Source organism: Acinetobacter nectaris CIP 110549, assembly GCF_000488215.1.
GTDB classification, from domain to species: Bacteria; Pseudomonadota; Gammaproteobacteria; order Pseudomonadales; family Moraxellaceae; genus Acinetobacter; species Acinetobacter nectaris.
In genome coordinates, this window is the sequence record NZ_KI530712.1 from 552,282 (window position 1) to 576,824 (window position 24,543).

The window sequence follows — 24,543 nt, forward strand, 5'->3', positions numbered from 1 at the left end:
CTCACTTTTAAAACCAATCCATTAAAGAAACACCTAGTCCAACATAACTTGCATGATGGTTATAGTCAATTAAGCTCTCGCCATAGCCATTAAAGTATTGAAATTGACCTCTAAGCTTACCTTTAATAGGAAAACTCCAATCAAATTGCATTGCACCATGAGAGGCATCACCACCTTTAAGAGAATGGCGTAACATCAATGAAAAGTTATTATCATTCAATTTATAAAATGCGGTGAGATCTGCACGACCAATATAGTTTTTAATATCAGGGTTATTATCATTTTTTGCCGACTCAGGTATGCGATACCAAGGTCTAAAAATAACTGCAAAGTTATTACGCTCTAACCCAATATTTAACATTACCCTATTCCAACTTCTAGAATAAGGGTCTTCACGACCATTTGACTGGTGGTTCAATGTCAGACCCAATAAGCGCCCATCCAAACCAAGCAACTTATAGTTTGTTCTAAAAATTAAACTTGCTTCAGGTTCATAATTCGTTTCACGGAATGGACTTGAGTTTCTTGCATTGTATGCTTGCCAACGAGAAGACTGGGTATACCCAACCCACAAGTCTCCATTATTGCCAAATATATTTTCGAGTGCTTTTGTTTTAAAAGAGAGTTGAAACTTTAATTCTGTTGAGTCAATATCTTGTTTTGGTACACGATTATCTGGATTTGGACTATATGGCATCATGTTTTTGTTGCTTGTCCAAAATACAGGAAAGATATATACAGGTTTATATGCCCGCATATTCCATGTACCTAACTTACTATTTTCAGATAATTCCCAACGGCTATCTAATAGAGAATCCGTTGGGTTGATATTGCTATTTGTATCATTTGAATAAATAGCGCCTATCGACTGTTTCAACTTATCTGTAAATGAATCACTTTGTTTTTGATAGCTTGGTTTTATACTTTGCGATGAGGCTACAGTTGCAGTATTACTCTGCGTATTTGTATTCACCTGAACCTTAAAATAAGTATCATAGCATGCTAAACGTGCGGCATCGTCTTCTATACTTACACAAGCTTGCCCCGTAGTTGGAGCAAAGCCTGCATTTGCCACATCTTGTGCATATGGCGTTGTAGTTAAAAACAATGAACCAACTGCGGTTAATGTTCCCAAATATAAACTGCGATGATTCTCATTTTTTAACGCCATATGTTTTTACCAACTTATTATTAATTTAATTGTTTAAGGTCGAAGCCAAGTGCTTGCAACTCATCACGCTTTGCAAATGGTGCAACTACACCTTTAACAGGCTGTGCGTTGATAAGATATTGCTGTGCTACTCGCTTTAAGTCATCAAAAGTAACTGACAAAATACGAGCACGCATTTCACTTCTAAACTCAGGTGTACGCTGATGCAGCATAGAATAACATGCTGTAATCGCCTCTCCTGCTGGAGAGCCCGGTTTATCCATTGATGCAATAAGTCCTAAAATCGATTCTTCAAGTTGGTGAGCTTTATGTTCTTTCGTCATAAGCCAATTCAAGCTTTCTTGAAAGTCGGCAAATGTTTCAGACAATCTAGGGTCGCGATAACTAAAGAATTTAAACGCACATGAGTTACCGTCATACATCGCACCTCCACCATAAGCACCACCTTTTTCACGTAAAGCACTATGTAGGAAGCCATTTCTTAAATAACCTGCTAAGACCATCAGCGGTGCTGCGTCTTCATGTGATGATGCTACCGCTTCATACGATGCAGCACAAAACTGTACATTCGTTTGCACTAACCATGCTTGATCACCTGCCACATCATCTCTTGCAATAACTGGTAATGCTAGATCTTTTGTTGTGTAATCCGTAGCTTTCCAAACAGTTGCAATTTGCGCTTTCAAATCTTCCGCTTGCTGCTCCTCACATACAAGAAGAACTTGTTTTGGTGCTTTAACCAATTGCTCATGAATAGCTTCAAATGCAGAGATAAGCGCTTGATATTCAGTTTCATCTGCTTCGACTTTTCGGATTAAGTCTCCAAGCCAATTCAAAGCACCTAAACCTGTGCTGAAATAATCACGTTTCGCAAGTGCACTCATATTACGCGCTGCGATTTGCATTGCATAGCTATGCCCTGAGCCTGTTACACGGGCATGCCAACGTGTTTTTCTTTGTTGCAATAACTCAATAATACGATCTTTTTCATCAAATCGTATTTTTTCAAAAGCTAACTTAAGTAATTCAATCGCATCTTTTTTATCTGCAAGTGCTTTTGTAGTTAACGTTAAAAATGCACTAATTTCATTTTTATCATTTAAACCACTTCGTAGTGAAGCACACATACCCAAACCACCACTCACCGCAGTTTGTAACTGTTGTAGCTCTAAGTAATCATACTTTCCTGCTCCAACCTCACCCATTAAAACACTAAACAGGCTTAAATAAGGAGAAGCCAAAATTTCCTTTGGAATTTCAATAATAATTTGATTGTAATATAGCCCATTGGTACCCGCATGGTATGTATGTAATGGCATATCCTTATCATTATGAACAATTGCAGTCGTTACACCACTCACAATATGCAACTCTTCAGGAATATCTTCTAAACCAACCTTAGGCAATAAGCTTAAGTCATCTTCAGTTTCTTGACGTTGCTTTAAATCTATTGCGCGTTGCTTTAAATCTTCACGCTGTTCATTCGTCAATTCAGCATCAATTTTATCTAGTCGAGCTTGCTCAGCTGCCTGTTCAAGTTTCGTCTTTTCTGCATTTGGTACAAGTGTGAGTTGCACACGATGAGGATTATCTAGTAAATAAGTTTGAATAAGTGATGAAAGCCACATAGGGTCTTTCAACTCTTCTTTAACCATTGCAATCGCACCATCAACATCCCAAACATCAATTGGGTCACTATGATGAATCGCACTTCCCATACCATTCATAATAAGACTTAAGCCATACGGTGAACCATCTCCGCCCACTTCACGTTGATGCAACTCAATTTGATGCAAAATTGAATTCACAAGAGCTGTATCTACAGGTTTAGATGCAACCTCTGTTAAGATGTTCAAAACACCTTGCTTAAACTCAGTGGCATTTTCTTCATTTGACCCTTGCACACCACAAAAGAATGTCATTTCAAAATTACTGTCATCTATACCCATAAATGGGCCAGCAGAATCTGCGTAACTACATGTTTCTAAATAGTGACGTAATGGCGATGCAGAGTTTTCGAGTAAAATCCCTTCAACTAAGCGCATTCCTAATCGAAGTTTAATATCGCTTGCCTGAGGCAATAACCATGAGATTACATGATAAGTTTTGTCTTTTAGATCTTCACTATCTACAGCATAAGATTCAGTAACTTCAACGGGTGCAGTTAAACGCTTTTCAGGCTTAGAGAAAATGGTTTGACCTTTCTCAAACTTAGACAATGCTTGTGTTTCAAATTTTTCTTGTAGCTCAACCGCAGGAATATTACCAAACGTCATGAATATTGCATTACTTGGATGATAATGTGTCTTATAGAAATCGACTAATTGCTCGTATGTTAAGTCTGGAATATCTTTAGGATCACCGCCTGAGTTATAGTGATACGTTGTTTCTGGAAATAAATGATGTGCCAATTGGTGGTACAATTGATCCGATGGCGAGCTCATTGCACCCTTCATTTCATTGAAAACCACACCTTTAAATACAGGTTTATCATTTTCAATTTCTACACGAATACCCTCTTGCGCAAAATCAAGTGGATTCAAGTTTGCTGCAAAAGCTGCATCTAAATAAACTGAAAGTAAGTTATTAAAATCTTTTTTATTTTGTGTCGCAAATGGATATGCTGTCCAATCGGCTGCCGTGAAAGCATTCATGAATGTATTTAATGAGCGGCGAATCATTAAGAAGAAAGGGTCACGTACAGGAAATTTCTCTGACCCACATAATGCTGTATGTTCTAAAATATGTGCTGCACCCTTAGAGTCCATTGGTTGGGTACGAAAAGCAACTAGAAATACATTTTCATCATGATCACTTTCAAGGTGATAATGTACAGCACCCGTCACACGATGACGATACTCAGCCACATTTACATCTAAAGCTTCAACATAGTGTTGACGTACCAACTGAAACGCAGGATGGTTGTTTTGGGAATTTGTTTCAGCGACATCTAACGTCATGTGATCTCCTAAAAAATAATCAGATATATTTAAGTTTTGGTATTATAACGAGATTCATTATTTTATTTCAGCATAAAACTGTAATTGCCTAAAAAGTATCAAACATTGTTTTTACACATATAAATATACTTAAAACAGTCCCAAACAACAAACGATATATAAAATAATAAATTATTATAAAATACAGTAACTTATATTTAATAAAACCTTAAGATCTTGTAAACCAAACTGTCATAAAAAAATCGCATTGTATGCACTACTTTCTAAAACGATACAAAATTTAACATGAAGAATGTAGTTAAAATTTTTTCTCTTGGTTTGATTATACTTGCCCCAGCAGCCCATGCACTTAGTATTAGCTATGGTCATGCTTACGAAGACGTTACAAAGAAAAATATAGATATATTAGGGCTTGAACATACTTTTAATAATAACATTACACTCGGTACAGAATGGAAAGCTGTTCCCGATGCAAAAGCCGATGGAAGCGCAGGCAATGCATTCTCTCATGAAAACTTTTATGAGAAAAAATTTAAAGTAAAATATAAATATGATTTCAACCCATACTATGCGCTTGGGCCTGAACTAGAATATGTCAAAAAAACAGATGGCAACAAATATAAAATCAAAGCCATTAATGACTTTACACTTACTGAAACAGATAAAATTTATATCAAACTAGTTAATGAAAAAGTTGACTATACAAATGGTAAAGCAACTAAAAAAATGATTTATGCCGAGTCTGGCTATAGTAAAAAAATAGATAAAACAAAAATTACATATGAATATACTTACTACCATGGTGAAGATAGTAAATTATTTAACAATAAAAATATGGATTATCGCCATAAATTTAATGTCGAATATAAACTTTCATCTAAACTCAAACCGTATATTGAAATTCGCAATGAGTCTATCAATAGCAAGTCTGATAAAAGACAAACGATTTTTGAAACAGGTATAAGCTATTCATTCTTCTAATACTAGGAAAACTAAATGATAAAAAATAAACTCATCTGCGCCATTCTCACGAGTATAACTGCTCTTACAGGAACAACAGTTTATGCAGCGACAAATGACTATCAGCTAGAACAGGTTGTTACCCTCGTTCGCCATGGTATTCGCCCTCAAACCAACTTACAAGAACTCAATGATGCAACAGGAAAAGATTGGCCTAAATGGTCTGTTCCTGATGGCTACTTAACTCAGCGTGGTTATGATGGCATACTCAACCAAAGTCAATACCAATTAAAAACATGGCAAGAAGCTGGACTTCCTATTTCTCTTAATCAAGAAAACTGCTCAAATCAGAACCAAGTATTTATTTGGGCAGCTCCAGACCAACGTACACGAAAAACAGCCGATGCCATTGCTGAGTCAATATCACAAACGTGCCACCCAGAAGTTGGCGTGAGCGGCTATAAGCATGACCCTTTATTTGATGCATTAAAAATGGGTTCAGCAACAGACCAATTCGATGAAATTAAAAAAGAGTTTAAAGCACGTATAGTAAGTCAAGATGACATACAGGCAAAATATGCGCAGTCAAATCAACACTTAAAAGCAACGGTTTGTGCACCAAATGGTTGTGACTTTTTAGATAAGGATTGGAAACTTAAACTGAATAAAAATGGTCAACCCAAGTTGAATGGACCTGCTGATGAAGGCTCTAATATTGGGGAAACTATTCGGCTGCAATATAGTGAAAACTTCCCACTCTCTCAAGTTGCTTTTGGGCATGTAAAAAATGCCAATGATGTCAAAAAACTTATGGTCTTACACGATGCCAAATATAAGTATTTAAATGAAATACCATTATTTGCACAGCGTGGTGGTTCTATTTTGTATCAACAAATTTTAGATGCCTTAGACAATAGCAAAGCAACTGAAGCACCATTGCATCGCCCTCTTGTAGTTTTTGTTGGGCATGACACCAATATTTCTGAAATTAAAACGCTTTTACAATTTAATTGGCAACTTCCACAATATTTAGCAAACGACATTCCACCAGGAGGAACGCTTAGTTTCGAAAAATATAAGGAAAAAAGTACAGGACAATATTTTGTTAAGATCGGATTCTCTGCACGTACTTTAGATCAATGGCGTCACTTAACACCACTATCTAAAGCACAGCCATTACATGAAGATGTACTTAAATACTCATACTGTAAAACAACCAGTGTTGGTGTACTTTGTCCACTTAACCAGTTTCTACAAAACGCACAAAAGCAAATTGTTCGCCTTAATATCGACCAACCACTTTATAAATAATGATAAAAAAGCGCCTACTTCAGGCGCTTTTTTATTTTATACATAACAAAAATTGCATGAACTGCATAAATCTATACAATTCACTTATCGTAAATAAGGTGAAAGAACCATGCAACAAATGTGGACAGACTTAGACAGCTATATTGACTCACATTTAATTCCTGAAGATGAACGACTAGATAAAGTAATGCATAATACAGTTGAACATGGTCTTTCGAACCATCTCGCTGTAGCACCCAATCAGGGGATGTTATTACAAATGCTCATTCAAATGAATAAATGTAAGCGTGTCTTAGAAATTGGAACATTTGCTGCGTATAGTACCATTTGGCTTGCACGTGCACTCCCTAAGGATGGCTACCTTCTCACAATAGAAGGCAGAGAAAGTCATGCTCAAGTCGCTCAACAGAATATTGCTGAAGCCAATATGAATACACATATTGATTTAAAAGTTGGCTTTGCAGCAGATGTTTTAAAATCATTACCCTCGGATACCCCTGCATTCGACTTTATTTTCATTGATGCAGATAAAGGGAGTTATCCTGAGTATTTAGAGTTGAGTTTGAATCATGCGCACTCAGGAACAATTATTGTTTTAGACAATGTTATTCGTGCAGGTGATATTATTAACCCTGATAATCAAAAACCAAGTATTGTAGGTATTAGACAAACTTTTGAGGCGTTAAAAGCACATCCAAAATTACTTTCATGCACAGCGCTACAGACTGTAGGAAGCAAAGGACATGATGGTTTTGCGATAGCTATTGTTAAGTAAACAAAAAACCACCAGTTAATTTTTATGCTTTCATTTCAAACACTTAGATATATTTAAAACACATATCCATAAAGTTATCCACAGTTTATGCGGATAACTTGGGATAACTTTCTTTATTTTGCCACAATAATTGGGACATGAATCTTACGGTAGACGGTTGTAGTAATGCTACCTAAGAAAAATTGTGAGATACGGTTTGTACTAAAAGCGCCTAGAAGTACAAATTGAATACCATGTTCCTGTTGGTAGTCAATGATACCCTGTGCCACATCGCCTTCTCGTGTTGCAACAACAACATCAAAGCCTTTTTCTTTTAAATAAGCCTCAGGTTTTTTTAACACTTCGGCATCAGTACCCACATGTAGTAAATGGCATTGCAACTGCTGAAACAATTCATTTTCAGCAACACTTTCCAACATTTGTGCACATAATGGTGAATCTTCATATGCAAAAATGAAACGTGTTGGTGGCTTAAAATGATCACTTACTGTCATTACTGTGCAGTTTGCACCGCGTACAAAGTTTTCTACATTACTTCCCAAAACTTTATTTTTTTCAGCAGCGCTTTCACCCACTTTACCAATTAAAACAATGTCATCTTCTCTCAAGACACCTAGACTTTGCTCTAAAAAGTCACCTTTTTCCTGAATAACAGATGCATCAATACCATGCTTTTCTTTAATGGTCGTAATAAGGTGCTTAAGTAAGTTATTGCTATAATCTACAGCCAAAGTGCTTTGCTTTTCTTCTAGCTCTGCAAGCTCTTTTAAAAGCATTGCATTACTTTCAAAACCTATGACCCCACTAATTTCCCCTAAATGATAACTTGCAGGGTAATAGTCCAAAACTTGTAATAGTACTAATTCACGTTGCGTTCTTTTTGCAATCCATGAAGCTGCTTCAGCAATTGCATTAATACAAGGAGATGAATCAACACAAGCAATTACTCGTTTCATTTGTTGCCTCTCTTTGAGTGAGTTACTCTGATTCTATTCGTTATAGTTTTTTAAATTAACATAAGTACGCAACTCTGCAAGTATTTTTATTTTGCTTTATTGCAACAAAAGTTATAAAAAAGCGCACAATTTAATCAAAATTATGCGCTTTTTCTACTATTACGGCTGTACTTTGTTTGGTTGCAAGTCAAAAGCCTGTCGTAAAATAGCAGGATCAGGGTGCCCTTTTATCGGATCATCAGGATAATACCCAACATGCATAACACCTTGTTGATATAGTGATTTAATTGTATCTGCCAACTCTTCTGAAGGAATTGGTTTATTGTCTTGTCTCCAGTCAACTGCTTGTAGCTCTACAACAGACTTATGTATACCATTTGGGAACTGTTTTAAACGATTTACAATATCTTGATAAAATTGGTTTTTATCTTTCGCCTGTTCCATGTATGGCATCGCCATAATTGCTGTAAAGTCATAACGATTTAAAGATTGTTCAAGTGACTGTGAATACCAATTTTCTGCATATGGGTGCAATACAACTTGCGCATACATATTACGTGCTGTGAGTAAAGCAGGTTGATATTGACGTACATCACTTGCAACTTTCATTGCAAAATCATCAATTGCATTTGTTTTAAAAGCAGTCCATTTCTGCAAGCTTTTATCATCATTTCGAACAGCATTTAAATCAGTCGATAGACCTGCTGCCTTATACGCTTTAAGTGCCTCAGGGCTTGCATCTTCATAATCAGATAATGTTGTATCATCATGGAAAAGTATTCCATTAAATGCAGCAGATTTACCAAGGTCTTGATAAATCCCCTCAATAACTTTTTTGGCTTGCGGTGAAAATGGTGATAATCGAATATATCCCATATTCAAATGATCACTATTTTTAGGTTGCTCTGTGATGACCAAATCTTTAGATACTGGATTGGATTTTGGTAATTCCCATGCAAAAAGTGGCATCCAAGCATAAACTCTTCTCACTTGAGTACGTCTTGCAATTTGCCATGCAACACGGTTAAATAAATCTTGTCGCATTGGAATATAACGATTCGGGAAATACACCATATCTGCCGAGCCATTTGCATCTGTATCAGAAAAAGCCTGTAAATATACGGTATTTACATTCATTTTTTGAATACGATCAAGCAGTAAGCCTAAATTCTTTTCTTCTTGTTTTTCATCTTTGTCATAAATATAGTCTAAATCGACATGCATAATTTTTTGCGGTCGATAATTATCACCAAGATTTTGCTCACGATTCTCAATTTCATGTTCAAGGTCATTGGTTGTCATATTATGTTCAATTAAAATACGATTCAGTGAACTTAATGACTTTTTATAATTCGCTGGCCCATCATCTAACGTAATTGTGACTGGCATACCAAGCTGTTTTGCAATATTTACTGTTTCCATATTATAGCGCCCATATGGCCAAACCATTACGCGCGGTGATGCAATCCCATGTGCCTTGAACACTTCATTGTTTTTCTTTAAATCATTAAAAATACGCTGATAATATGCTTTATCACCCTCATATGTTTGCGTTTTTGCATCATAAATACGTGTTGTTGCAGCAGGCTCTGAATTTCCTTGAGGGTTACCTAATACACCACGGTGCAAGTTATAACTATGGCTTGCGATCTCAACATAACCACTGTCACTCATCTCTTTAATTTGTGCCCAAGTTAAAATTTTATTACGCTTAACTTCTGCATCACCAAAATGAACATCTTCATTTGACGGTGTATCTACCCAAGATCCAACAACAGCTAAAACAACAGGTATTTTGTTTTCTTTTACAAATGGATAAATATTGCTATAGAACGACTCATAACCATCATCAACAGTAAGTAAAACAGGTTTCGTTGGCAACTTATATGTACCTGCATTAGCCTTAATCAAATCATCAGTAGAAATGAAATGAAAGCCATCTTGTTGTAACCACTTAACTTGATTCTCAAAATTTTCTGTTGTTACAGCATAGAGTGGAATAATTGCATCATTTGCCTGATTCGTTACTTCATGATATCCAATAACGGTAAGTGTTTCTGGATTGATTTGTGCCTTTTCATCTGCATGTGCAGTAGATACAACACCACAAAGCGCTGTTGTTACACATCCAACAAATAGCGAATTCAGAAATTGACTAAGCATATTTTTTCCATTAAAAGTGAAATACTGTTTTGATGAGCGTACTATTTTTATTGAATATTCAACTTAAAATCCGTACTTCTCATTCATATTGATCTCATCAAATACATTGTGGGAGTGATAATTACATATAGACTTCAATTTAAATACATTGAGTGAAAATATTTCAAATAAATCATTACATACTAATTTAACTTAAAACGTACTAATCTTAGGATAATGATTATTAAAGTATTTTAGGTCATCTATTTGTAAAATTTATGACATACATCACATCTTACATATCTATAGTCATCACTTAATAATGTTATATTATAACAATTAAAAAAATCTTAAGACTTCTAATTGATTAATCTCTCATACGAATAAATTTTGCTGGATTACCAGCGACAATCAGTGCAGCTTCAACATCTTTTGTCACTATACTATTCATGCCTACAATTGCATGATCTCCAATACTTACACCATCTTTGACACCAACATGCGCACCTAACCAAACATCTTTTCCTATTTCAATACCTTTTGAGCGTACAGGTTGCTTATAAATAGGATTGTCTAAATCCATACCATGATCAAAAGCATATAAATGTGTATATGCAGCTAATCTTGCTTGATCTTTAAGCACAATACCTGCCTTCCCCCCATCTAAAATACAATGGTGATTAATCGCAACCTCACTACCTATAATTAAAGGCCCATGTAAAGTAGCATCTGCGGCAATAAAGGTATTGTCTCCAATGGAAATTTTTCGCCCACGCTCGGCAAAAATATGCGCCAATGGTGAAATAAAACAATTTTCCCCAATTTCAATAGTTTCCATTTCTTTTAAATACTCTTGGTATTCTTCTTGCCATGCTTGAGCCCAAACTCTATGTTTATCTTTTAAACGCCAATATAACCACGGCATATAATTCAAACGATGTTTATGCTGCTCCCTATATTTTAACAATGGATCAGTCATCATCCTTTTCCTTTAACTGCTCTCTACCACGCGTTACATCTTGAATTTTTTGTGCAAGTTCATTTTTTTGATGAATCTGTATTTTAGCAACGATGCTTACTCCCTCAGCAGTATAATCTTCAACATATGTTATTTGATGCTGTACAAGTTCATATTGAAAAATAGGCCATTCACTAAAGCTACATTGGAAATACACTTCTATTTTTTCTATCAGTTCTATTTTATCAACAAGAAGTAATGCTTTTCCTGCTGTTCCGCCATAAGCACGAACAAGACCACCTGTGCCTAGTTTAATGCCTCCATACCAACGATTAACCAACACCAATATATTCGTCAGTTCATTGCCTTCGATAGTTGCTAATATAGGTCTACCTGCTGTGCCTGATGGTTCACCATCATCGTTAAACCGAACGTTATGACCGATTTTCCATGCCCAACACTGATGCGTTGTCGAAACATCTTTATATTCATCTAAAGCCAATTTCACATCATCTTCTGTTTCTACAGGTATTGCAAAGGCTTGAAAGCGACTTTTTTTTATGTCCTCTTCATAAACAATCGTTTCTTGAATCGTAAAAGGCATATTTACTCATTATGGTGAAATTTAAAGAATTATAGCGCTTTCATCTCAAACTCTAAATATTATGTGTTTGGTGACTTTTAAATCGTCTTAGATTTGACTTAATTATAGCCTATATAACTTTAATATAATCTAATAGGGCAAATTGTTTAATAAAAGGACAATGTTTATGTGGAAAAATTACTTTTAGTGTAAACCCTGTATCTTTAGATGTTACAGCATGCCACTGTAAAATATGTCGTAGATAATCGGAAGGAATTTCACTATCTATAATCTATAGATAGTAGAACCTAAAAGATTAATCATAGAAAATAAGTGTGCCTATTTCTTTGTAAAGCATATGGAGCTTTTATTTTTTGGCAATTAAATGATGATGTTTACTGTAATATAAATTGCAACTTACTGATACTTAATGGCAGTCAGTTAGTATTAAAGAAAATTAACCTTACAAATAGTACAAAGAAACTCATAAAAATGATTTATTTACTCAACAAGTATCTAGGCCTTAATATACAAACACAATATAAAGTCATTAAGGCATAAATAATGCATATTCCACATGGTATTTATGAACACTATAAAGGAAAACTCTATCAAGTTATTGGCACTGCCAAACATAGCGAGACACAAGAACTTCTTGTTGTTTATCAATGCTTATATGATGATTTTTCACTATGGGTACGTCCTGCAACAATGTTTACAGAGCAAATAATTGGTCTAGATAATACGTTACAACCTCGTTTCAAATTTCTAAGAGAGAATTTCTAATAAAAAGGTGAACTTATAAGTTCACCTTTTTTGTTTTAAACCTGAGTAGGTGTTTCTAACTCGGTCATTGGCCAACGTGGCGTTGTTGTGACAGCAAGACCATCACATGCACCGCCTTTTAAACGCTGATAACCTGCAAAAGCAATCATTGCACCATTATCTGTACATAAGGCAGGCTCGGCATAGTAAACTTGTGCCTTTATTTTCGCTAATTCCGCTTCAAGTTTTTCACGCAATCGCGTATTTGCACTCACACCACCCGCGATGACTAAACGCTTTAACTTTGTTTGTTTCAGTGCCTTCACCGATTTTTTCACCAGTGTATCTACAATTGCTTCTTGAAATGAGGCTGCTATATCGGCTTCTCTATTCTGACCTTCAACTTTTTTCAGTTGAACAGAAACAGCAGTTTTTAGGCCACTAAACGAAAATACAAGATCTTTATGTAGCATTGGACGCGGAAAATCAAATGCTTGTGCATCACCATCTAAAGCCAACTTCGCAATATTTGGCCCACCTGGATAAGCAAGCCCCATCATTTTAGCAACCTTATCAAATGCTTCACCTGCCGCATCATCAATAGATTCACCAAGTATTTCATACTTTCCTATTTCATAAGCAGCCATAAGCTGTGTATGACCACCAGAAACCAGTAATGCCACAAAAGGAAACTTAGGTGGAGTTTCAGAAAGTAAAGGAGCCAACATATGACCTTCCATATGATGTACACCTATTGCAGGCTTATCTAACGCAAATGCTAGCGTTCGACCAAATAAAGCACCCGTCATTAATGCACCCATCAGCCCAGGGCCACGTGTATACGCAACTGCATCAATCTCTTTTTTGCTTACATTTGCTTGATGAAGCAACTCATTTAACAATGGAATAAGTTTTCTTACATGGTCTCGTGACGCAAGCTCAGGAACAACACCACCATATTCGGCATGTAATTGAATTTGGCTATATAGCACCTGTCCAAGCAGTCCCTTTTCACTGTCATAAAGTGCTAACCCTGTTTCATCACAAGAGGTTTCTAAGCCCAAAACAATCATTTAAATGCCTATTTCTATGTCCAATTTACGACAATCCCTATTATAGACTTGTGATATGAGATGTAAATGAGTAAAATAGCGCACTTCACTTGTTTTCTAAAGCAATTCCGCTTTAGATTTTATCCATAATATTGAGGATTCTTCATGCCACAAGTTAAATTGAAAGAAGGCGAACCAGTAGACGTAGCTATCCGTCGTTTCAAACGTTCTTGCGAAAAAGCTGGTGTTTTAGCTGATGTTCGTAAACGCGAATTCTACGAAAAACCAACTCAAGAGCGTAAGCGTAAAAAAGCTGCTGCTGTTAAGCGCTACCAAAAGAAATTGGCTCGCGAATCTGTACGTACTACTCGTCTTTACTAATTAATTTGTGATTGAAGCTGAATGACTATGAATAATTTAAAAAACCAAATTACCGATGCATTGAAAAGCGCTATGCGTGCTAAAGAGATGTCAACTGTAACTGTTATTCGTGGTCTGCAAGCTGCAATTAAGCAAATTGAAGTCGATGAACGCATAGAACTTGATGAAAATCAGGTGCTTGTAATTGTCGAAAAGCAAGTTAAACAACGTAAAGAGTCAGTAAAGGCTTTTGCCGGTGCTGGCCGAGACGATTTAGCTAGTAAAGAACAAGCCGAAATTGAGATTCTATCTCAATTTCTACCAGCAGCTATGACTGAGGAAGAGCTTGATTCTGTCATTGATCAGATCATTGCTGATCAAAGTGCTACTAGCATGAAAGATATGGGTAAGGTGATGAATTCTCTACGTCCGATCATAGCCGGACGTGCCGACCCGTCTATTGCTTCTGCAAAAGTAAAAGCAAAGCTAAACTAAATCATTACCTTAAAAAGCGTTTATTTAAAGACAGCTTAAACGCTTTTTAAATACTCCCACAGTATTTTTTTCTTATTTGGGATATCAATCATTTCTTTCAATGAAGCAAATTCTTGAATACCTTCTAATAAAATCCCATTCGGTTTTTCACCTAAAAATATTTGTGACATTTGAGTGTCGGCTTTACTTCGAATATCAACAAAACCTTTAATATAAATTGATAAAAAGTTTTGATCTTGCAAGCTTTCTAAAATTGGCCATCGTAGATCGTATTGCGATAAGGACAATGTTGTCACAAGACTATTTAATAGTTGTCTCTCCTCACCTAATAAATCAAATGTATTTATAAAAATAATAATTTTACTTGAAACAAATGCACTTAAAACAAATGGCTCTATTACAATTTCTTGCTCTTGAGCGATATCAATCAAAGTCTCTTTATCTTTCTCTATTTTAATTGCAACATCATCTTCAACTTCTAAAGTAATTTCTTTTTGAGCTATATCAGAGTGGTCTTCATTAACCAATACTGGCTCATCTTCCAGTTCTATCTCTTCAGATATTACTTCATCACGCCAAAACTGAGATGCAGAGTTTTCACAGACAATCGCATCTCTAGGAACCCAAATATCAATTCCCATATTCGAAAGTAAATTTCGCTGATGCATCAATTGCTGTTCATTCATATTTCATTTAATACTACAAAGGAAGCATATTCTAACATTGAGTTAGCTTATTTCTTGTAGAAAAGCTATACAATCATTAAACTATTTTGCTTTAATACCTGCTCTACAACTTCTTTATTTTCAAAGCCTAGACGCCAATACAATAGTGCAAGTACATCTAACTCATCTTGTGTAATAATTCTATCCTCACTAAGACAATGTTCCAAAACTCCTAAAATTTTTAGACGATCTCTTAACAATAGACCCGATAGGTGATGTAAAATTTCTCCTAAATTTACAGGATCATCTGATAAATGTTCATACTTTTTTATTTCTTTATTAGATACTAATTGCTCAAGCATAGAAGCTCTACGTTTAAGCTGATTAGAACTATTTAGCTTCTGAACATGCACTAGCGCATCAACCAAACGTACAATTTCAAATTGTGTCTCATCATAAGCTGTCGGCATATGTATCGGTAGTAAATTAAGATGACTTTTCACTTTCTCCAACAGTAATACATCTAGTAACCCCACTTCACCATCTGCTTGTATAATAAGCGCAAGTCTAGTTAAAAACTGTCTTGCAATACTCATCGGCATCTGAACAAGTTTATTGCATGCATTATAAAAAACTTGAACATGTAACCGTCCATCTATAGCAAGTAAAGCATCTACAATGGCATGACTTACTTGAGCATCTTTAGGGATAAATTCTCGATACTGCCGAATCATTAAAACAGCAACTATCACCTCTCTTGCCCCTGTTCCTGTCTGCAAAGCACGCTTTAATAATTCTGGCTGTTTCATGGACTGGCGAAGATGTGGACTTAATGGTTGCTCTTCATCTTGAGAAGAAAAACTTATTGGCGATAAGCGTACCAGTGGAAAAGGTTTAGGTGCCTCCCAAGCAATACTGACCTCAGTTTGCTCCTCCCCAAATGGTCGAAAAAGGCTAAATAATGGCTGTGCCTGTACTCTTTTTAGATTTTCTAACTGGACTTCTTTCAATATACTCGGATCAAGTTGGTAAATTCTTCGCTCAATATTAGGATGAATATTCAGCCAACTTTGTGGACTTAGTGAGTTTGCAAAGCACATATGTGCAATAGATTCAGAATGTGAGCTATGAATTTGTGAACCAGCATGATGTACATAAATTCTTAATAAAGTTTGTAAATTGGTATCATTAGAAATAAGCGCCTGAGTTTCAGTATCATTTTTAAAGGTTCTTCCTGATAAAGTCACAAACTTTACAAATCTTGAAATAAGTAATCCTAAGCTACCCATCAACCAAATAATACCGCCCAAAGCAACTAACACTGTTTCAAACTTATTTTTACTATTGTAAGGTTTAAACCCCCTTCTTGCGATTTTACTTCCCCATTGATTAAAACTTGTTAAAGCACTAAAAAGAATTTTTAATCGAATATTTTGACGTGTTTCTCCACTCAAAATTTGATTAAATGCATAACTTAATAGTCCATAAAGTTCTAATTCATCTAAGTTTTGTAATGCACCCCAAGTAAGAATAATGACTGTATCTTGTTCATTTTGACCTGCTGTTAATGCATTTACACCAATTTCATCTGGTAGTACATATACAGATGGTGTCATTACTTCAAATTTATTTGCAAGTTGTTCTGTAAGCTTCACCGCACGAATTTCTTCTGGCGTACATTCAAGTGTATTTAAATATCGTGCACGCATTTGCTTTGCTAGAGAATGCCCACCAACACGAAAAATATAAAGCTCATAAAATAAAGAAATGAGCATAATAAAAATAACCGTCCCTAACAGTAGGGGACTATGCTTATTCCACCAGATCGATTGATTCTGGTCTAAATAATACACAATAAGACCAAAAGAAAAATTTAAAATCATAATTGTTAAGACAATTGCAAAAACACAAATAATTGTCGCAACAAATAAATTTTTCTGATGGTTCGATGATGTTTTATTTAGTGCCAATGTGAAATAGCCCTATTTATACCTAAGTAATTTATATTTATCATAAAATAAAAAAGCGGGAAAATCCCGCTTTTTTATACACACTATGGCACTTAAGCTTCAGTGACACCTGTTAAATCTACTGATGCTGCATCTATATTTACATCAATATATTTATTTTCTTTTTTTGCTTGATCTGAGCGATTTTGTTCTAACTCTGTCAGATATTCTAAATCAATATCTCCAGTTACATAGTGGCCATCAAATACAGAGCAATCAAACTCTTGAACTTCAGGAACTTTTGGTATACGAATTGCATCTTTTAAGTCATCTAACTCTTGGAATACAAGACGATCTGCACCAATAATTTCGCGAATTTCTTCGACAGTACGATCAGAGGCTATTAATTCTGCTTTCACAGGCATATCAATGCCATATACATTTGGATATTTCACCATTGGCGCTGCAGAAGCAAAAAATACTTTCTTCGCACCAGCATCACGTGCCATTTGAATGATTTCATTACACGTTGTACCACGTACAATCGAGTCATCAACAAGCAGTACATTCTTGCCTTTAAACTCCAACTCTACAGGGTTTAATTTTTGGCGTACTGATTTTTTACGTTGCTGCTGACCCGGCATAATAAATGTACGACCAATATAACGGTTTTTCATGAATCCTTCACGAAACTTCACACCAAGTACATTTGCTAACTCAAGTGCCGATGTTCTACTTGTATCGGGGATAGGAATAACCACATCAATATCATGTGCTTCACCCCATTCTTTTAAAATATGGTGTGCAAGCTTCTCACCCATTTTTAAGCGTGCTTTATATACAGATATACCATCAATAATTGCATCTGGACGCGCAAAATATACATATTCAAAAATACACGGGAAGTATTTTGGATCTTTCGCACATTGCTTTGTAAACAAGTTACCATTGATATCAATATAAATTGCTTCACCTGGTTCAATATCTCGCTCTACTTTAAAACCTAAAGCAGTAATTGCGACAGATTCAGACGCAACGATATATTCAGTTTTACCACATTCACTTTGGCGAGAACCATAAATTAATGGACGGATGCCATTTGGATCTCTAAATGCAACCAACCCTTGCCCCGTAATCATTGCAACGACACCATACGCACCACGACAACGCTGATGTACACGATGTACTGCATAAAAAATATCTTCAGCAGTAGGATGTAATGTACGTAGCTTTTGTAATTCGTGCGCAAATACGTTCAGTAAAACTTCTGAGTCTGAATCTGTATTCATATGACGTAAATCCGTCTCAAATAATGAGTGGCGAATTTCATCTGCATTGGTTAAATTACCATTATGAGCAAGCGTAATGCCATATGGTGAGTTTACATAAAATGGTTGTGCTTCAGCACTGCTTGATGAACCTGCAGTCGGATAACGAACATGACCTATACCATAATTACCACGTAATGCACGCATATGACGTGTATGAAAAACATCACGTACAAGGCCATTATCTTTTCTTAAAAATAGACGATCATTTTCGCAGGTCACCATCCCCGCAGCATCTTGTCCACGATGTTGTAACATCGTTAAAGCATCAAACAATAATTGGTTTACTGGTGATTTTCCAGCGATCCCAACAACTCCACACATAGCAACCTCGCAGACAAGCTTGGATTAATTAAAAGGGTTTTGCGCTGAGTGCTCTGAAGAGCTCCTCCGCGCAGAGACTTTTTCAACAATTTCTTTCGAATGCTGCTCTACTCGAGCCTCATTATCATGAAAATGCTGAATTGCCTCTGTTGCAACCTCTTTGGAAACTTCAGTCGCAATTGGGGCATAAGGCATAAGTACCTGTACCATTTTAGACTGTTTCCAACTCTGTGCCGTATGCACCCAAGGCTCTGCGCCTTGCATTGCAATTAGCATAACAAATAAACTTTTTAGACAGCCAAGAATCCCCCCAGCTAGTCTATTTAATGGGCCTAGTTTTAAAGATTTCAACAATTTATTTAAAATAGCAGACACCAACCATGTCAAAGCCATGACAACAAGTACAACAAATGCAAACCCTGCTATTTTTTGTACTACAAGATCATGACTTAATCCAGACATCATTGGCGCTAAGTCATTGGCATATTTAGCACCCATAAATAGTGCTAATACCCAACCTACCAAGTTCGCCAAGGCTTGAATGAGTCCTTGTCGCAAACCGTTTATTCCTCCAAGCACCACAACAATAACAACAATAACATCTAAAATATTCATTTAAGTTATGTCATAGTGTGAATACAATCTTTAATCAATTTTGGCCCTGTATATATGAGGCCACTGTACAGTTGTACAAGGTTTGCACCTGCATTTTGTTTTGCTAGGGCTTGCTCACCTGATAAGATACCACCAACACCAATCAAAGGAATTTGGTTTTTAAGTACAGCAGAAAAGCTTCTTAAACACGTTGTACTTTTTTCAAATACAGGTGCACCAGACAGACCACCTGCTTCATTACCTGAAGGCAAGTCAGTAACACCATCTCTAGACAAAGTAGTATTTGTTACAATGAGACCATCTACTTTATACTGCAACAACTGCTTGGCAATAAATGCAATATCTTCAGTCGACAAGTCTGGAGCAACTTTTAGAACAAGTGGCACATAATGTTGGTTTTCTTCAGCAAGCTCAGCTTGACGGTTTTTTAATGTTTCTAATAAATGAGTTAATGCCTCGCCATTTTGTAGGCTTCGCAAGTTTTTTGTATTTGGTGAAGAGATATTGACTGTTACATAAGAAGCATAGTTATATACTTTTTCAAAACAATGAAGATAGTCATCTACAGCTTGTTCTACAGGCGTATCAGCATTTTTTCCAATATTAATACCTAGCACGCCTTTATATTTAGATGCTTTCACATTCTCAACAAGCTGATCTACACCATCATTATTAAACCCCATACGGTTAATAATGGCTTTTGCTTTTTGAATACGAAATAATCGTGGCTGCTCATTTCCTGCTTGTGGTCTTGGTGTGACTGTGCCAACTTCAATAAATCCAAAACCTAAAGCTGCCAATGCATCAATATGAGAACCATTTTTATCTAATCCTGCCGCTAAACCAACAGGATTTGGAAACTCTATTCCCATACATGTTATTGGTTTTTCAATAAGTTTAGTATTAACCAAACCAACTGAATATGCTTTTTGCAACCAAGATAATGTAAGTTCATGTGCACGCTCTGGTGCTACGGAAAACAACAAAGGGCGAGCCAGTGAATACATCATATGCTATCAAATCTATTAGTTTTGAACGGCTCTATTATAGGCCATCTCATAATATAAATACCATGCCCTGCTATGTTTATTTTCATAAAAGTGAAATATCACGCTTTAAACATAGCAAAAACATACTTCTACACATCTATATAAGTCTATTTCAGACTAATCCTCAATATAAGGAATAAATGCATGCTGCAATGTACTCAAATCACGAGCAATTACAGTTTGTTGATAAACACGTGCTTCAGCAAGCTGAAAAGGATGAAAATTATTACCTGTGATTTTTTCATCAATAAATCCAATCACATTCATATGACAAACTACAATAATATTTTCATATGGTAATTGAGATAACCACTCTACTGCTAAATTAGCATCATCATCAGGCTTAATCACATCGCAAATTTGAATAGGTACTTTTGGAAAAAGTTTTTCTAAATACGATAGTGTTTCTTGTGCACGCAATAATGGGCTCACCACAAAAATATCGGGCGTATTCACTATATTCTTTAAGAATTCGGCCGTCTTTTCTGCCTGTAAATGCCCTTTATTGGTTAAAGGACGCTGATAATCATTCCCTGCAACTGGTGGTTTTGCTTCACCATGTCGAACTAATGTTAGTTGCATATTATAATCCATTTAAAATTGAGCTAAACATCTCGGTGAGGCAATACAAACTCTACATCACTACGATGACCATTTTTCATTAATGATAAAGCAATATTCAGTGGTGGAGCATGCTCAAAAATCACCTCATATAAAGCATTTGTAATTGGCATATATACATCCAATTCAATTGCACGCTTTCTTACTTGAATAATTGTATTAATGCCTTCTGCCGTTTGGCCTAAGTCCTTAATAGCTTGTTCAAGCGTTTTACCTTGCCCTAAAGCAAAACCAATCTGATAGTTACGGCTCAAAGGGCTTGTACAAGTTGCGAATAAATCACCGACACCCGATAGACCGAGGAAAGTAAGTGGATTTGCACCAAGTTTTACAGCGAAACGACTCATTTCAGCCAAAGCTCGCGTTAAAATCATGCTACGAGTATTTTCACCAACTTTATGTGCTGCAGCCATTCCCATAGCAACTGCATAAATATTTTTTAATGCACCACCAAGTTCTACACCATGCACATCATCACTTGCAAAGACTCTGAAAAGAGCACTATGTAAGGCTTTTTGCACTGCAAAACGTACACGTTCTGAATGACTTGCGACAACTGTACCTGCAGGCATACCAGCAACAATTTCTTTCGCTAAATTAGGTCCAGACAATACTCCATAAGGTACTTGTGGTAATTCTTCTCGAATAATCTCACTCATAAACTTAAAAGAGTCAACTTCAATACCTTTCGTTAAAGAAATGACAGCTTGAGCAGTAATAAAGGGCTTAATTTTTTGAAGTACACTTCTAAAAGAGTGACTCGGAATAGTGACTAAAATTAAGTCCTTATCTCTTACTGCCTGTTCTATATCTGATGATACCTTTAGATTTTTATCTAATTTAAAATCTGGCAAATAACGAGTATTTACATGTTTTTCATTAATTTCTTGAGCTGTCTTTGCATCTCTAATCCACAAAGTGGTATCGCACCCATTTCGCGCGGCAGTATTTGCGATTGCTGTCCCAAAACTCCCACCACCTAATACTGTTACACGTAAAGCAACAGTATTTTTATCTTCAGTAGGCATAGCATTCACAAAATCAGAAAAGTTAATCTCTGTCATTACATACTTCTCTATTCACTCAAATTCCATTTGGATACATACAATGTTGTATCAATTTCCGCACGTGGTGCAATTTTCTTATCTGTAGTTCCAATATAAATAATTGCAGAGATTAAATCTCTTTCCTGCAAACCTAAAGCTTTTTTAAGTGTGCTCGACTCTACAACTGCACCAGTACGCCAAATTGTTGAGAAACCCTGTGCTTGTAATGAGAGTAAAAAGTTTTGTACTGCTGCGCCAGTGCTTAGAATCTGTTCATAATGTGGCACTTTAGGATGATCAACCAGTTCCGTTAAAGCAAGTACTAGTGTCGGTGCACGAAAAGGATGGTTCTTAACACGCTCTACTTGAACAGGGTCAATTCCATCAAAATCGCCCATAGACTGCGATAATAGCTCGCCAAACTTTGTACGCTGCTCATCTTCAACAATTACAAAACGAGTTGGCTTTAAACGGTGATGATCTGGTGCAGCTAAAGCAGCCTGAAATGCTAACTCTAATTGCTGTGCATTTGGTGCAGGTGTAACAAGCTGCCCAATAGATTGACGGTCGTGAATATTGTCGTGTATTACTTCAATTGATGATGACATAATAATGAATCTTGGAAAATTTAGTTGATTATTTTAGAGTAGCACACTCTTAAAAACATACTCCACTCTCATTCGCAAGAAAAAACATATTAATATAAATTATTGTATTTAAAATAAAAAGCTCAGAAAATTCTGAGCTTTTTTAATATTAGCAATAGCCTTCTAGGCGCGTTAACGGTAGTTTTTGACCAATTGCTTTTTCAATATCGGATAAATAAAACGCATCTTCTTCAGAAAGGAAGCTAATACTTACACCAGTTGTTCCTGCACGACCAGTACGCCCAATACGATGTACATAATCATCTGAATGTTCAGGTAAAGTATAATTTACAACATGTGATACACCATCTACATGAATACCACGACCAGCAACATCAGTCGCAATCATAATATTATGTTGTCCATTTTTAAATTGGTCTAACATTTTAAGGCGTTTGTCTTGTGCTATTTCACCAGACAGCATCACAACCTTATATTTATCTTTTTTGAGTTGATCATACACTGTTCTTACTTGATCTCTTCTATTTGCAAAAATAACCACTTTCCCAATTGGTTCATTTTTCAAAATATCTTGTAACAACTTGTATTTGTCTTCAATTGCAACAACATACATTCGTTGCTCTACATCTGCATTTGTTTTCTTTTCAGGTTCAATTTCAACAGTTACAGGCTCAAACAACCATTGTCTTGCTAAATTCAGCACATCATAACTAAATGTTGCTGAGAACATAAGCGTTTGTCTTTGTTCCTTACGCGGTGAAAAACGTACAATTTTTTTCACACTTGGAATGAAGCCCATGTCTAATAATCTATCAGCTTCATCAATGACTAGAAACTCAACCTGATCTAACCAAATTTCTTTTTGCTCTGCAAAATCAATCAATCTACCCGGTGTCGCAACTAAAATATCAATTGGATTTGCATCTAACTGCTTACGTTGTTTATCAAAATCTACACCGCCTAGCAGTGTCATGACATTTAAGCCACTAAACTTAACCAAGTCTTTGGCATCTTGTTCAATTTGTAAGGCAAGCTCTCTCGTTGGCGCTAAAATTAGTGCACGAGGCTCACCTCGATATCTTTTTTCTGTAATTGGATTATTTAATAAATCATTAATAATACTAATTAAAAATGCTGCAGTTTTCCCTGTTCCTGTTTGTGCTCGACCAATGGCATCATGACCTGCTAGTGTAAACTTTAAAACCTTTTCCTGAATGGGTGTCATAGATTTAAAACCAAGCGCATGAATCGCTTGTTGTAACTGTGGGTGTAAATTTAAGGTTTCAAAACCAGATGACATTATGCATTAATCCCTAAGTCGGCAAAAAACAGAGCCTTATTATAACAAAAACGCCCCAATTAGATAACAATTGGGGCGCTATATTTAGCTATTCGCCAAATATAATTAGTCTAAAGGTTGAACTTCTTCAGCCTGAAAACCTTTTTGACCTTGAACAACGCTGAATTCAACACGTTGGCCGTCACGTAAAGAACGGTGGCCATCGCCTTGAATAGCACGGAAGTGAACAAATACATCATCACCACCTGTACGTTGAATAAAACCAAAACCTTTTGTGTCATTAAACCACTTAACTACGCCTTGTTCACGTACTGTCATAAGTCAATCCTCAGTTATATTGAAAAAAGGACCACCCGGTGTTGCGAACAGCAGAGTAAACAAAACAAGGTTTAAAAAAATTTATAATTTCTAAGCTTGTAATCATTCTGTAAAACTATCAACAAAATCCCGGTTACATCCAAAATTGTATTAGGTTCCTAAATACGAGTTCGTACCACAGCCCCTAAATACTTTTTCGAGAGTAACACGCTTCTACTTTAATTGGTACATT

The 24,543-nt window shown here is 36.0% G+C and carries 24 protein-coding genes; 7 read left to right on the forward strand and 17 right to left on the reverse strand.

The features are described from left to right. Positions 1–7: 7 nt before the first annotated feature. Positions 8–1,171: a phospholipase A gene (locus P256_RS02835; RefSeq protein WP_023272178.1), complete on the reverse strand. Its 1,164-nt coding sequence runs from the start codon at positions 1,169–1,171 to the stop codon at positions 8–10. Between the two features lie 20 nt (positions 1,172–1,191). Further along, complete coding sequence (locus P256_RS02840) at positions 1,192–4,131, reverse strand: insulinase family protein (RefSeq protein ID WP_023272179.1); 2,940 nt, start codon at positions 4,129–4,131, stop codon at positions 1,192–1,194. A 285-nt stretch (positions 4,132–4,416) separates the two neighbouring features. On the opposite strand from P256_RS02840, the gene P256_RS02845 reads away from it, so the two are divergent. The 3 genes from P256_RS02845 (at position 4,417) to P256_RS02855 (ending at position 7,177) form a co-directional block, all read left to right on the forward strand. Then, positions 4,417–5,112, forward strand: a complete 696-nt coding sequence (locus P256_RS02845) for an oligogalacturonate-specific porin KdgM family protein (protein WP_023272180.1) — start codon at positions 4,417–4,419, stop codon at positions 5,110–5,112. Positions 5,113–5,127: 15 nt separating this feature from the next. Next, a complete protein-coding gene (locus tag P256_RS02850; RefSeq protein ID WP_023272181.1) occupies positions 5,128–6,402 on the forward strand; it encodes a histidine-type phosphatase in 1,275 nt (424 codons plus the stop codon). 109 nt (positions 6,403–6,511) lie between these two features. Further along, positions 6,512–7,177 (forward strand): O-methyltransferase, encoded by a 666-nt coding sequence (locus P256_RS02855; RefSeq protein ID WP_023272182.1) that lies wholly within the window; start codon positions 6,512–6,514, stop codon positions 7,175–7,177. A gap of 113 nt (positions 7,178–7,290) precedes the next feature. On the opposite strand, the gene P256_RS02860 is transcribed toward P256_RS02855, so the two are convergent. From P256_RS02860 to P256_RS02875, 4 genes are all read right to left on the reverse strand, one after another. Then, positions 7,291–8,133, reverse strand: coding sequence for a universal stress protein (locus P256_RS02860; protein WP_023272183.1), 843 nt, complete (start codon positions 8,131–8,133; stop codon positions 7,291–7,293). Positions 8,134–8,292: 159 nt separating this feature from the next. Beyond that, complete coding sequence (pgaB, locus tag P256_RS02865; RefSeq protein WP_023272184.1) at positions 8,293–10,296, reverse strand: poly-beta-1,6-N-acetyl-D-glucosamine N-deacetylase PgaB; 2,004 nt, start codon at positions 10,294–10,296, stop codon at positions 8,293–8,295. A gap of 346 nt (positions 10,297–10,642) precedes the next feature. After that, entirely contained in the window at positions 10,643–11,257 is a 615-nt protein-coding gene (locus P256_RS02870) for an acyltransferase (protein WP_407637974.1), read from the reverse strand. Then, positions 11,247–11,837 (reverse strand): IMPACT family protein, encoded by a 591-nt coding sequence (locus tag P256_RS02875; protein WP_023272186.1) that lies wholly within the window; start codon positions 11,835–11,837, stop codon positions 11,247–11,249. Before P256_RS02875 ends, P256_RS02870 begins: the two co-directional genes overlap by 11 nt. A 149-nt stretch (positions 11,838–11,986) precedes the next feature. Here P256_RS02875 and P256_RS13540 point away from each other — a divergent pair, with 149 nt between their 5' ends. Beyond that, positions 11,987–12,082 (forward strand): GFA family protein, encoded by a 96-nt coding sequence (locus P256_RS13540; RefSeq protein ID WP_456048972.1) that lies wholly within the window; start codon positions 11,987–11,989, stop codon positions 12,080–12,082. Between the two features lie 298 nt (positions 12,083–12,380). After that, positions 12,381–12,602, forward strand: coding sequence for a DUF1653 domain-containing protein (locus P256_RS02880; protein WP_023272187.1), 222 nt, complete (start codon positions 12,381–12,383; stop codon positions 12,600–12,602). Positions 12,603–12,637: 35 nt separating this feature from the next. On the opposite strand, the gene tsaD is transcribed toward P256_RS02880, so the two are convergent. After that, on the reverse strand, positions 12,638–13,654 hold the full coding sequence (gene tsaD, locus P256_RS02885; protein WP_023272188.1) for a tRNA (adenosine(37)-N6)-threonylcarbamoyltransferase complex transferase subunit TsaD: 1,017 nt from the start codon (positions 13,652–13,654) through the stop codon (positions 12,638–12,640). Between the two features lie 144 nt (positions 13,655–13,798). Between tsaD and rpsU the strand changes: the two genes are divergently transcribed. Further along, a complete protein-coding gene (gene rpsU / locus P256_RS02890; RefSeq protein ID WP_001136722.1) occupies positions 13,799–14,014 on the forward strand; it encodes a 30S ribosomal protein S21 in 216 nt (71 codons plus the stop codon). A gap of 27 nt (positions 14,015–14,041) precedes the next feature. Next, positions 14,042–14,488: a GatB/YqeY domain-containing protein gene (locus tag P256_RS02895; protein ID WP_040331753.1), complete on the forward strand. Its 447-nt coding sequence runs from the start codon at positions 14,042–14,044 to the stop codon at positions 14,486–14,488. Positions 14,489–14,523: 35 nt separating this feature from the next. Here the strand turns inward: P256_RS02895 and P256_RS02900 are convergent, their stop codons facing one another. From P256_RS02900 to P256_RS02945, 10 genes are all read right to left on the reverse strand, one after another. Next, on the reverse strand, positions 14,524–15,174 hold the full coding sequence (locus P256_RS02900) for a hypothetical protein (protein ID WP_023272190.1): 651 nt from the start codon (positions 15,172–15,174) through the stop codon (positions 14,524–14,526). 65 nt (positions 15,175–15,239) lie between these two features. After that, positions 15,240–17,123 carry a M48 family metalloprotease gene (locus tag P256_RS02905; protein WP_023272191.1) on the reverse strand — a complete coding sequence of 628 codons (1,884 nt, stop codon included), beginning with the start codon at positions 17,121–17,123 and terminating at the stop codon, positions 15,240–15,242. Between the two features lie 92 nt (positions 17,124–17,215). Then, on the reverse strand, positions 17,216–18,754 hold the full coding sequence (purF, locus tag P256_RS02910) for an amidophosphoribosyltransferase (protein ID WP_023272192.1): 1,539 nt from the start codon (positions 18,752–18,754) through the stop codon (positions 17,216–17,218). Positions 18,755–18,778: 24 nt separating this feature from the next. Further along, positions 18,779–19,369, reverse strand: coding sequence for a CvpA family protein (locus P256_RS02915; protein WP_023272193.1), 591 nt, complete (start codon positions 19,367–19,369; stop codon positions 18,779–18,781). A gap of 5 nt (positions 19,370–19,374) precedes the next feature. Continuing rightward, positions 19,375–20,379, reverse strand: coding sequence for a quinone-dependent dihydroorotate dehydrogenase (locus P256_RS02920; protein WP_023272194.1), 1,005 nt, complete (start codon positions 20,377–20,379; stop codon positions 19,375–19,377). A 156-nt stretch (positions 20,380–20,535) separates the two neighbouring features. Beyond that, positions 20,536–21,000: a phosphoglycerate mutase family protein gene (locus P256_RS02925; protein WP_023272195.1), complete on the reverse strand. Its 465-nt coding sequence runs from the start codon at positions 20,998–21,000 to the stop codon at positions 20,536–20,538. A 23-nt stretch (positions 21,001–21,023) separates the two neighbouring features. Then, positions 21,024–22,103: an NAD(P)H-dependent glycerol-3-phosphate dehydrogenase gene (locus P256_RS02930; protein ID WP_023272196.1), complete on the reverse strand. Its 1,080-nt coding sequence runs from the start codon at positions 22,101–22,103 to the stop codon at positions 21,024–21,026. Between the two features lie 11 nt (positions 22,104–22,114). Continuing rightward, positions 22,115–22,693 (reverse strand): nitroreductase family protein, encoded by a 579-nt coding sequence (locus P256_RS02935; protein ID WP_023272197.1) that lies wholly within the window; start codon positions 22,691–22,693, stop codon positions 22,115–22,117. Positions 22,694–22,841: 148 nt separating this feature from the next. Further along, positions 22,842–23,993, reverse strand: a complete 1,152-nt coding sequence (gene rhlB, locus P256_RS02940; protein WP_023272198.1) for an ATP-dependent RNA helicase RhlB — start codon at positions 23,991–23,993, stop codon at positions 22,842–22,844. Positions 23,994–24,098: 105 nt separating this feature from the next. After that, positions 24,099–24,311, reverse strand: a complete 213-nt coding sequence (locus P256_RS02945; protein WP_023272199.1) for a cold-shock protein — start codon at positions 24,309–24,311, stop codon at positions 24,099–24,101. Positions 24,312–24,543: the final 232 nt, after the last annotated feature.